We start from the raw sequence: 12,713 nt of genomic DNA, 5'->3' as shown, positions 1-12,713 counted from the left end.
GCTATCGGCTGTTAACCGATCGGTCGTAGGTTCGAGTCCTACCTGTGGAGCCATGGCTCCTTGGTCAAGCGGTTAAGACACCGCCCTTTCACGGCGGTAACACGGGTTCGAGTCCCGTAGGAGTCATTATTTTGGAGAATTAGCTCAGCTGGGAGAGCATCTGCCTTACAAGCAGAGGGTCGGCGGTTCGAACCCGTCATTCTCCACCATTTTGATTATTAAATTATATGAATAAGCTGGAGGGGTAGCGAAGTGGCTAAACGCGGCGGACTGTAAATCCGCTCCTTCGGGTTCGGCAGTTCGAATCTGCCCCCCTCCACCATCTATATATTGGGCTATAGCCAAGCGGTAAGGCAACGGACTTTGACTCCGTCACTCGTTGGTTCGAATCCAGCTAGCCCAGCCATTAGAGCCATTAGCTCAGTTGGTAGAGCATCTGACTTTTAATCAGAGGGTCAGAGGTTCGAATCCTCTATGGCTCACTACTAGCACTTTCCATTTTTGGAAAGTGCTTTTTTTATGAAGTAATAAGATAAACAGATTATATGTGTAGCTATTGCTTGATAATGGTAAGCGCATACATTATTCTTTAATTACATAGAGCAAAGGGGGACGCTTATGACAAAGACAAAAGCAATTGATATTATAGGTGCACCATCAACATTTGGACAAAGAAAATTAGGTGTTGATTTAGGACCAACAGCAATTAGATATGCTGGATTAATTTCAAGATTAAAGCAATTAGACCTTGATGTATATGACAAGGGGGATATTAAGGTACCTGCTGTGAACATTGAAAAATTTCATAGTGAACAAAAAGGATTAAGAAATTATGATGAAATTATAGATGTTAATCAAAAATTAAATAAAGAAGTTTCAGCATCAATTGAAAATAACAGATTTCCTCTAGTTCTTGGTGGAGATCATTCTATTGCGGTAGGTTCAGTATCAGCAATAAGTAAACATTATAATAATTTAGGTGTTATTTGGTATGATGCACATGGTGATTTAAATATACCTGAAGAGTCACCAAGTGGAAATATTCATGGTATGCCTCTAAGGATTTTGACAGGTGAAGGTCCCAAAGAACTTTTAGAATTAAATAGTAATGTAATCAAGCCAGAAAACATCGTACTAATTGGTATGAGAGATTTAGATAAAGGTGAAAGACAATTTATCAAAGATCATAATATTAAAACATTTACTATGTCAGATATTGATAAATTGGGGATAAAGGAAGTAATTGAAAATACAATAGAATATTTGAAGTCACGCAATGTTGATGGCGTTCATTTATCTTTAGATGTTGATGCTTTAGATCCGCTTGAAACGCCAGGCACTGGTACTAGAGTTTTGGGTGGTCTTAGTTATAGAGAAAGCCATTTTGCATTGGAATTACTGCATCAATCACATTTAATTTCCTCAATGGATTTAGTTGAAGTAAATCCATTGATTGACAGTAATAATTATACTGCTGAACAAGCGGTTTCGTTAGTTGGAACATTTTTTGGTGAAACTTTATTATAAATAAATGATTTGTAGTGTATAAAGTATATTTTGCTTTTTGCACTACTTTTTTTAATTCACTAAAATGATTAAGAGTAGTTATAATCTTTAAAATAAATTTTTTCTATTTAAATATATGTTCGTATGACAGTGATGTAAATGATTGGTATAATGGGTATTATGGAAAAATATTACCCGGAGGAGATGTTATGGATTTTTCCAACTTTTTTCAAAACCTCAGTACGTTAAAAATTGTAACGAGTATCCTTGATTTACTGATAGTTTGGTATGTACTTTATCTTCTCATCACGGTCTTTAAGGGAACTAAAGCGATACAATTACTTAAAGGGATATTAGTAATTGTTATTGGTCAGCAGATAAGTATGATATTGAACTTGACTGCAACATCTAAATTATTCGATATCGTTATTCAATGGGGGGTATTAGCTTTAATAGTAATATTCCAACCAGAAATTAGACGTGCGTTAGAACAACTTGGTAGAGGTAGCTTTTTAAAACGCTATACTTCTAATACGTATAGTAAAGATGAAGAGAAATTGATTCAATCGGTTTCAAAGGCTGTGCAATATATGGCTAAAAGACGTATAGGTGCATTAATTGTCTTTGAAAAAGAAACAGGTCTTCAAGATTATATTGAAACAGGTATTGCAATGGATTCAAATATTTCGCAAGAACTTTTAATTAATGTCTTTATACCTAATACACCTTTACATGATGGTGCAATGATTATTCAAGGCACGAAGATTGCAGCAGCAGCAAGTTATTTGCCATTGTCTGATAGTCCTAAGATATCTAAAAGTTTGGGTACAAGACATAGAGCTGCGGTTGGTATTTCAGAAGTATCTGATGCATTTACCGTTATTGTATCTGAAGAAACTGGTGATATTTCGGTAACATTTGATGGAAAATTACGACGAGACATTTCAAACGAAATTTTTGAAGAGTTGCTTGCTGAACATTGGTTTGGCACACGCTTTCAAAAGAAAGGTGTGAAATAATATGCTAGAAAGTAAATGGGGCTTGAGATTTATTGCCTTTCTTTTGGCATTGTTTTTCTTTTTATCTGTTAACAATGTTTTTGGAAATATCTTTAACACTGGTAATCTTGGTCAAAAGTCTAGTAAAACGATTCAAGATGTACCCGTTGAAATTCTTTATAACACTAAAGATTTGCATTTAACAAAAGCGCCTGAAACAGTTAATGTGACTATTTCAGGACCACAATCAAAGATAATAAAAATTGAAAATCCAGAAGATTTAAGAGTAGTGATTGATTTATCAAATGCGAAAGCTGGAAAATATCAAGAGAAGTATCAAGTTAAAGGGTTAGCTGATGACATTCATTATTCTGTAAAACCTAAATTAGCAAATATTACGCTTGAAAACAAAGTAACTAAAAAGATGACAGTTCAACCTGATGTAAGTCAGAGTGATATTGATCCACTTTTTAAAATTACAAAGCAAGAAGTTTCACCACAAACAGTTAAAGTAACAGGTGGAGAAGAACAATTGAATGATATTGCTTATTTAAAAGCCACTTTTAAAACTAATAAAAAGATTAATGGTGACACAAAAGATGTCGCAGAAGTAACGGCTTTTGATAAAAAACTGAATAAATTAAATGTATCGATTCAACCTAATGAAGTGAATTTACAAGTTAAAGTAGAGCCTTTTAGCAAAAAGGTTAAAGTAAATGTTAAACAGAAAGGTAGTTTAGCAGATGATAAAGAATTAAGTTCGATTGACTTAGAAGATAAAGAAATTGAAATCTTCGGTAGTCGAGATGACTTGCAAAATATAAGCGAAGTTGATGCAGAAGTAGATTTAGATGGTATTTCAGAATCAACTGAAAAGACTGTAAAAATCAACTTACCAGAACATGTCACTAAAGCACAACCAAGTGAAACGAAGGCTTATATAAATGTAAAATAAATAGCTAAATTAAAGGAGAGTAAACAATGGGAAAATATTTTGGTACAGACGGAGTAAGAGGTGTCGCAAACCAAGAACTAACACCTGAATTGGCATTTAAATTAGGAAGATACGGTGGCTATGTTCTAGCACATAATAAAGGTGAAAAACACCCACGTGTACTTGTAGGTCGCGATACTAGAGTTTCAGGTGAAATGTTAGAATCAGCATTAATAGCTGGTTTGATTTCAATTGGTGCAGAAGTGATGCGATTAGGTATTATTTCAACACCAGGTGTTGCATATTTAACACGCGATATGGGTGCAGAGTTAGGTGTAATGATTTCAGCCTCTCATAATCCAGTTGCAGATAATGGTATTAAATTCTTTGGATCAGATGGTTTTAAACTATCAGATGAACAAGAAAATGAAATTGAAGCATTATTGGATCAAGAAAACCCAGAATTACCAAGACCAGTTGGCAATGATATTGTACATTATTCAGATTACTTTGAAGGGGCACAAAAATATTTGAGCTATTTAAAATCAACAGTAGATGTTAACTTTGAAGGTTTGAAAATTGTTTTAGATGGTGCAAATGGTTCAACATCATCACTAGCGCCATTCTTATTTGGTGATTTAGAAGCAGATACTGAAACAATTGGATGTAGTCCTGATGGATATAATATCAACGAGAAATGTGGCTCTACACATCCTGAAAAATTAGCAGAAAAAGTTGTTGAAACTGAAAGTGATTTTGGGTTAGCATTTGACGGCGATGGAGACAGAATCATAGCAGTAGATGAGAATGGTCAAATCGTTGACGGTGACCAAATTATGTTTATTATTGGTCAAGAAATGCATAAAAATCAAGAATTGAATAATGACATGATTGTTTCTACTGTTATGAGTAATTTAGGTTTTTACAAAGCGCTTGAACAAGAAGGAATTAAATCTAATAAAACTAAAGTTGGCGACAGATATGTAGTAGAAGAAATGCGTCGCGGTAATTATAACTTAGGTGGAGAACAATCTGGGCATATCGTTATGATGGATTACAATACAACTGGTGATGGTTTATTAACTGGTATTCAATTAGCTTCTGTAATAAAAATGACTGGTAAATCACTAAGTGAATTAGCTGGACAAATGAAAAAATATCCACAATCATTAATTAACGTACGTGTAACAGATAAATATCGTGTTGAAGAAAATGTTGACGTTAAAGAAGTTATGACTAAAGTAGAAGTAGAAATGAATGGAGAAGGTCGAATTTTAGTAAGACCTTCTGGAACAGAACCATTAGTTCGTGTCATGGTTGAAGCAGCAACTGATGAAGATGCTGAAAGATTTGCACAACAAATAGCTGATGTGGTTCAAGATAAAATGGGATTAGATAAATAAATACTGTATTACAAATAAGCCGATGCGTATGCATCGGTTTTTTTGTGTTTGTAGAAATAATTTATAGTACAAACGTAAAATGATATAAACAAAATAAAAACAAAGTAATCAATATGTAATATAAAATACACTGGTACTCAATATATAATGATGATAAAATTAATTTTAATTAGATAGAGTTGCTTTGTGTTTTTAACGCAGATGCTACTACTTATCTTAACAGTTGATTAAGTGAAATCATTTAACAGCGAGAATAATCAACCAGGAGGATGACTTAATGAATTTATTCAGACAACAAAAATTTAGTATCAGAAAATTTAATGTCGGTATTTTTTCAGCTTTAATTGCCACTGTTACTTTTATATCTACTAACCCGACAACAGCGTCTGCAGCAGAGCAAAATCAGCCTGCACAAAATCAACCAGCACAACCAGCTGATGCCAATACACAGCCTAACGCAAATGCTGGTGCTCAAGCTAATCCTACAGCACAGCCAGCTGCACCTGCCAACCAAGGACAACCAGCAGCACAACCAGCAAACCAAGGTGGACAGGCTAATCCAGCAGGAGGAGCAGCACAACCAAATACACAACCAGCTGGACAAGGTAATCAAGCTGATCCGAATAACGCTGCACAAGCACAACCTGGAAATCAAGCAGCACCGGCAAACCAAGCAGGTCAAGGAAATAACCAAGCAACACCTAATAATAATGCAACACCGGCAAATCAAACACAGCCAGCGAATGCTCCAGCAGCAGCGCAACCAGCAGCAAACGCACAAACTCAAGATCCAAATGCTAGCAATACTGGTGAAGGCAGTATTAATACGACATTAACGTTTGATGATCCTGCCATATCAACAGATGAGAATAGACAGGATCCAACTGTAACTGTTACAGATAAAGTAAACGGTTATTCATTAATTAACAACGGTAAGATTGGTTTCGTTAACTCAGAATTAAGACGAAGCGATATGTTTGATAAGAATAACCCTCAAAACTATCAAGCTAGGGGAAATGTAGCTGCATTAGGTCGTGTGAATGCAAATGATTCTACAGATCATGGAAACTTTAACGGTATTTCAAAAACTGTTAATGTAAAACCAGATTCAGAATTAATTATCAACTTTACTACTATGCAAACGAATAGTAAGCAAGGTGCAACAAATTTAGTTATTAAAGATGCTAAGAAAAATACTGAATTAGCAACTGTAAATGTAGCTAAGACTGGTACTGCACACTTATTTAAAGTACCAACAGATGCTGATCGTTTAGATTTACAATTTATTCCTGACAATACAGCAGTTGCTGATGCTTCAAGAATTACAACAAATAAAGATGGTTATAAATACTATTCATTCATTGATAATGTAGGTCTATTCTCAGGATCACATTTATATGTCAAAAATAGAGATTTAGCACCGAAAGCAACAAATAATAAAGAATTTACAATTAATACTGAAATCGGTAACAATGGTAACTTTGGTGCTTCATTAAAAGCAGATCAATTTAAATATGAAGTAACATTACCACAAGGTGTAACTTACGTTAATGATTCATTAACTACAACATTCCCTAATGGTAATGAAGACAGTACAGTATTGAAAAATATGACTGTTAATTATGATCAAAATGCAAATAAAGTTACATTTACAAGCCAAGGTGTGACAACGGCACGTGGTACACACACTAAAGAAGTTTTATTCCCAGATAAATCTTTAAAATTATCATATAAAGTTAATGTTGCGAATATCGATACACCTAAAAATATTGATTTTAATGAAAAATTAACATATCGTACTGCTTCAGATGTTGTAATTAATAATGCGCAACCAGAAGTTACACTAACTGCAGATCCATTTTCAGTAGCGGTTGAAATGAACAAAGATGCGTTGCAACAACAAGTAAACTCACAAGTTGATAATAGTCATTACACAACAGCATCAATTGCAGAATACAATAAACTTAAACAACAAGCAGACAATATTTTAAATGAAGATGCGAATCATGTTGAAACTGCAAATCGTGCATCTCAAGCGGCTATTGATGGTTTAGTAACTAAATTACAAGCTGCATTAATTGATAATCAAGCAGCAATTGCTGAATTAGATGCTAAAGCTCAAGAAAAGGTTACAGCAGCACAACAAAGTAAAAAAGTTACGCAAGATGAAGTTGCAGCGCTTGTGACTAAAATTAACAATGATAAAAATAATGCAATCGCAGAAATTAATAAACAAACAACATCACAAGGTGTCACAACTGAAAAAGATAATGGTATCGCAGTGTTAGAACAAGATGTGATTACACCAACAGTTAAACCTCAAGCGAAACAAGATATTATCCAAGCAGTTACAACTCGTAAACAACAAATTAAAAAGTCAAATGCGTCATTACAAGATGAAAAAGATGTAGCAAATGATAAAATTGGTAAAATAGAAACAAAGGCAATTAAAGATATTGATGCAGCAACAACAAATGCACAAGTAGAAGCCATTAAAACAAAAGCAATCAATGATATTAATCAAACTGCACCTGCTACAACAGCTAAAGCAGCAGCTCTTGAAGAATTTGACGAAGTTGTTCAAGCACAAATTGATCAAGCACCTTTAAATCCTGATACAACAAATGAAGAAGTAGCGGAAGCTATTGAGCGTATTAATGCAGCTAAAGTTTCTGGTGTTAAAGCAATTGAAGCGACAACGACTGCACAAGATTTAGAAAGAGTTAAAAACGAAGAAATCTCAAAAATTGAAAATATTACTGACTCTACGCAAACAAAAATGGATGCCTATAATGATGTTAAACAAGCAGCAACAGCTAGAAAAGCTCAAAATGCTACAGTTTCAAATGCAACTAATGAAGAAGTAGCAGAAGCTGATGCAGCAGTAGAAGCAGCTCAAAAGCAAGGTTTACATGACATCCAAGTTGTTAAATCAAAACAGGAAGTTGCTGATACAAAATCAAAAGTATTAGATAAAATCAATGCAATTCAAACACAAGCAAAAGTTAAACCTGCAGCTGATACGGAAGTAGAAAACGCATATAATACACGTAAACAAGAAATTCAAAATAGCAATGCTTCAACTACAGAAGAAAAACAAGCTGCATATACAGAATTAGATACTAAAAAGCAAGAAGCAAGAACAAATCTTGATGCTGCAAATACAAACAGTGATGTAACAACAGCTAAAGACAATAGTATTGCTGCAATTAATCAAGTTCAAGCTGCCACAACTAAGAAATCGGATGCAAAAGCGGAAATCGCTCAAAAAGCAAGTGAACGTAAAACTGCAATTGAAGCAATGAATGATTCGACTACTGAAGAACAACAAGCTGCGAAAGACAAAGTTGATCAAGCAGTAGTTACTGCTAATACAGATATTGATAACGCAGCAGCTAATACTGATGTAGATAATGCAAAAACTACTAATGAAGCTACAATAGCTGCAATTACGCCAGATGCAAATGTTAAACCAACAGCGAAACAAGCAATTGCTGACAAAGTACAGGCACAAGAGACAGCAATTGATGCTTATAACGGTGCAACAACAGAAGAAAAAGCAGCTGCGAAACAACAAGTTCAAACTGAAAAAACAACAGCTGATGCAGCAATAGATGGTGCACATTCAAATGCAGAAGTTGAAGCGGCTAAAAATGCAGAAATTGCTAAAATTGAAGCAATTCAGCCAGCGACAACAACGAAAGATGATGCGAAACAAGCCATCACTACGAAAGCGAATGAACGTAAAGCAGCCATTGCTCAAACGCAAGACATTACAGCTGAAGAAATTGCAGCGGCTAATGCGGACGTAGATAATGCTGTGACACAAGCAAATAGCAACATTGAAGCTGCTAATAGTCAAAATGATGTAGACCAAGCGAAAACAACTGGTGAAACTAGTATTGATCAAGTAACACCAACAGTTAATAAAAAAGCAACTGCACGTAATGAAATCACAACAATTTTAAATAACAAATTGCAAGCAATTCAAGCTACACCAGATGCAACAGATGAAGAAAAACAAGCAGCTGATGCAGAAGCAAATACTGAAAACGGTAAAGCAAATCAAGCCATTTCAGCAGCAACTACTAACGCACAAGTTGATGAAGCTAAAGCAAATGCGGAAGTAGCAATTAATGCGGTAACACCAAAAGTTGTGAAGAAACAAGCGGCTAAAGATGAGATTGATCAATTGCAAGTAGCTCAAACATCAGTTATTAATAATGATCAGAACGCTACAAATGAAGAAAAAGAAGCTGCAATTCAACAATTAGCAACAGCAGTTACAGACGCGAAAAATAATATTACAGCTGCAACTGATGATAATGGTGTAGATCAGGCGAAAGACGCTGGAAAGAATTCAATTCAAAGTACACAACCAGCAACAGCAGTTAAATCGAATGCGAAAAATGAAGTAGATCAAGCTGTGACAACTCAAAATCAAGCAATTGATAATACAACTGGTGCTACAACTGAAGAGAAAAATGCGGCAAAAGATTTAGTTTTAAAAGCTAAAGAAAAAGCGTATCAAGATATCTTAAATGCACAAACAACTAACGATGTTACGCAAATTAAAGATCAAGCAGTTGCTGATGTTCAAGGTATTACTGCAGATACAACAATTAAAGATGTTGCGAAAGATGAATTAGCAACAAAAGCAAACGAACAAAAAGCGCTTATTGCACAAACTGCAGATGCGACTACTGAAGAAAAAGAACAAGCAAATCAACAAGTAGATGCACAATTAACGCAAGGTAATCAAAATATTGAAAATGCACAGTCAATCGATGATGTAAACACTGCAAAAGATAATGCAATTCAAGCAATTGATCCAATTCAAGCATCAACAGATGTTAAAACGAATGCTAGAGCTGAATTGCTAACTGAAATGCAAAATAAAATAACTGAAATTCTTAGTGATAATACGACTACAAATGAAGAAAAAGGAAAAGATATAGAACCAGTTAGAGCAACATATGAAGAAGGTTTAAACAATATAAATACAGCAAATACAACAGGTGATGTAACTACTGCTAAAGATACAGCAGTACAAAAAGTTCAACAACTTCATGCAAATCCTGTTAAGAAGCCAGCAGGTAAAACTGCTTTAGATCAAGCAGCAGCTGATAGAAAAACACAAATCGAACAAACACCAAATGCGTCACAACAAGAAATTAACGATGCAAAACAAGAAGTTGATGCAACGTTAAATCAAGCGAAAACAAATGTCGATCAATCATCAACAAATGAATATGTTGATAATGCAGTTAAAGAAGGGAAAGCTAAAATTAATGCAGTTAAAACATTTAGTGAGTACAAAAAAGATGCTTTAGCTAAGATTGAAGCTGCATATAATTCAAAAGTAAACGAAGCGGATAACTCTAACGCATCGACTTCAAATGAAATTGCAGAAGCGAAACAAAAACTTGCTGAATTGAAACAAACGGCGGATCAAAATGTCAATCAAGCTACTTCTAAAGATGACATTGAAGTTCAAATTCATAATGACTTAGATAATATTAACGATTACACAATTCCAACCGGTAAAAAAGAAACAGCTACAACAGATTTATATGCTTATGCAGATCAAAAGAAAAATAATATTTCAGCTGACACTAATGCAACACAAGATGAAAAGCAACAAGCAATTAAGCAAGTTGACCAAAATGTTCAAACTGCATTAGAAAGCATTAATAATGGTGTGGATAATGGTGACGTTGATGATGCATTAACACAAGGTAAAGCAGCAATTGATGCTATTCAAGTAGATGCTACTGTTAAACCTAAAGCGAACCAAGCTATTGAAGCTAAAGCAGAAGATACGAAAGAATCAATTGATCATAGTGACCAGTTAACTGCTGAAGAAAAAACTGAAGCATTAGCAATGATTAAACAAATTACAGATCAAGCTAAAAAAGGTATTAATGATGCAACAACAACTGCCGAAGTTGAAAAAGCGAAAGCTCAAGGACTTGAGGCATTTGATAACATTCAAATTGACTCAACAGAAAAACAAAAAGCTATCGAAGAATTAGAAACTGCACTAGACCAGATTGAAGCAGGTGTAAATGTCGACGCTGATGCTACAACTGAAGAAAAAGAAGCATTTACGAATGCTTTAGAAGACATTTTATCAAAAGCAACTGAAGATATTTCTGATCAAACTACAAATGCAGAAATCGCTACTGTCAAAAATAGTGCGCTTGAACAACTTAAAGCACAACGTATTAATCCTGAAGTTAAGAAAAATGCTTTGGAAGCAATTAGAGAAGTGGTTAACAAGCAAATAGAAATAATTAAAAATGCAGATGCATCGGCGAAAGAAATTGCACGTACGGATTTAGGTAGATATTTTGACAGATTTGCTGATAATTTAGATAAAACACAAACAAATGCAGAAGTTGCTGAATTACAAAATGTAACGATACCTGCAATTGAAGCGATTGTGCCTCAGAATGATCCAGATGCTAATGATACTAATAATGGTACAGATAATAACGATGCAACAGCAAATTCAAATGCTAATGCAACACCAGAAAATACTGGACAACCTAACGTATCTGAGACGACAGATAATGGCAAAGCAGACGCTTCTCCGACAACACCAAATAATAGTGATGCGGCAACAGGTGAAACAACAGCAACATCAACAAACAATCCATCAACTGATGATGCAAATAATAAACCGACAGCTAATAACAATTCTAGTGTAGATGCATCAACAGACAATTCGGAAACGGGTAATGGTACAATTGATAAACCAGAAGTAGAATCAACTAATAACGGCACAACTGATAAACCTGCAACAGAAACTGATAATGTAACGCCAGCAGAAAGCACAACAAATAACAATAGTACAACTGCAACAAACGAGAACGCACCAACAGGATCAACAGCAACGGCTCCAACAACTGCGAGCACAGAAGCAGCATCATCTGCTGATAGCAAAGATAATGCATTTGTAAATGATTCAAAACAAAATGCTGAAGTAAATAATAGTGCTGAATCTCAATCAACTAATGGCATGGTTGTACAACCAAAATCTGAAAATAAAGCTAAGGCAGAAAAAGATGGTAGAGATTCAACAAATCAAAGTATGGTTGAATCAACAACTGAAACATTGCCTTCAGCAGACATTACAGAACCAAAAGTACCTTCTAATACATCAAAAGATAAAGAAGAAAGTACGACAAATCAAACAGATGCTGGACATCTTAAGTCTGAAACTAACGTTGCATCTAACGAAGTAGATAAATCTGAAGGCAACGTTGATACTGATGTATCGAATAAACCATCAACATCTAAACCGTCAGAAGCAAAAGATAAAGCGACTTCGACTGAGGATAGTCAAAAAGCTGACATGGCAACAGCAGATACAAAAGATAATCAAGCAGCAATTGGTGCAACTGCAGATGTAAACAATAAAGCTACGCAAAACGACGGTGCCAATGCATCTCCAGCTACAGTTTCAAATGGAAGCAATAGTACTAATCAAGATATGCTTAATGTAACTAAGACTGAAGAAAACAAAGCAAATGTAAAATCAGCGCAACAAGGAAAAGTTAATAAGCCTAAACAACAAGCTAAAACTTTACCAGATACTGGTATGTCACATAATGACGATTTACCATATGCTGAATTAGCTCTAGGTGCAGGTATGGCATTCTTAATTAGAAGATTCACTAAGAAAGACCAACAAACTGAAGAATAAAATTTATTCAAGAATGTCGACATCTAGTTATTTCATAGGGAAATATTCCTTACTAAGTAACCAAGTCTAACAGTTAATATGAATTTGTTTTAATAATGACCAATAGCTATTGAATAGGTGGCTGTGGCTCGAAAATAAAACAAATTATTAACACAAAAATA

Annotated in this window: 5 protein-coding genes and 5 tRNA genes; all 10 read left to right on the top strand. The window is 34.7% G+C overall.

What is annotated here, in order from left to right; genetic code table 11:
* Positions 1–54 precede the first annotated feature (54 nt).
* The 10 genes from IDG45_RS08705 to fmtB all read left to right on the top strand — a co-directional run bounded on the left by IDG45_RS08705 (position 55) and on the right by fmtB (position 12,552).
* Positions 55–126, top strand: a tRNA-Glu gene (locus IDG45_RS08705).
* Positions 127–133: 7 nt separating this feature from the next.
* A tRNA-Val gene (locus IDG45_RS08700) sits at positions 134–209 on the top strand.
* A 29-nt stretch (positions 210–238) separates the two neighbouring features.
* Positions 239–322, top strand: a tRNA-Tyr gene (locus IDG45_RS08695).
* 9 nt (positions 323–331) lie between these two features.
* A tRNA-Gln gene (locus tag IDG45_RS08690) sits at positions 332–406 on the top strand.
* A gap of 3 nt (positions 407–409) precedes the next feature.
* Positions 410–482: transfer RNA gene (locus IDG45_RS08685), tRNA-Lys, on the top strand.
* 136 nt (positions 483–618) lie between these two features.
* Positions 619–1,527, top strand: coding sequence for an arginase (gene rocF / locus IDG45_RS08680; protein ID WP_000167868.1), 909 nt, complete (start codon positions 619–621; stop codon positions 1,525–1,527).
* A 188-nt stretch (positions 1,528–1,715) separates the two neighbouring features.
* Positions 1,716–2,525 carry a diadenylate cyclase CdaA gene (gene cdaA / locus IDG45_RS08675; RefSeq protein WP_000347896.1) on the top strand — a complete coding sequence of 270 codons (810 nt, stop codon included), beginning with the start codon at positions 1,716–1,718 and terminating at the stop codon, positions 2,523–2,525.
* Between the two features lies 1 nt (position 2,526).
* Positions 2,527–3,459 carry a CdaR family protein gene (locus IDG45_RS08670; RefSeq protein ID WP_000894026.1) on the top strand — a complete coding sequence of 311 codons (933 nt, stop codon included), beginning with the start codon at positions 2,527–2,529 and terminating at the stop codon, positions 3,457–3,459.
* Positions 3,460–3,485: 26 nt separating this feature from the next.
* The gene (gene glmM / locus IDG45_RS08665) at positions 3,486–4,841 is read left to right on the top strand and encodes a phosphoglucosamine mutase (RefSeq protein ID WP_000521495.1); all 1,356 of its coding nucleotides are present in this window, start codon (positions 3,486–3,488) and stop codon (positions 4,839–4,841) included.
* Between the two features lie 277 nt (positions 4,842–5,118).
* Positions 5,119–12,552 (top strand): LPXTG-anchored DUF1542 repeat protein FmtB, encoded by a 7,434-nt coding sequence (gene fmtB / locus IDG45_RS08660; RefSeq protein WP_168779984.1) that lies wholly within the window; start codon positions 5,119–5,121, stop codon positions 12,550–12,552.
* Positions 12,553–12,713: the final 161 nt, after the last annotated feature.

This window comes from Staphylococcus sp. EG-SA-10 (assembly GCF_017151945.1).
Taxonomy (GTDB): domain Bacteria; phylum Bacillota; class Bacilli; order Staphylococcales; family Staphylococcaceae; genus Staphylococcus; species Staphylococcus aureus.
Note: the sequence above shows the minus strand (reverse complement) of the source record. Positions and strands in the feature narration are given on the sequence as shown.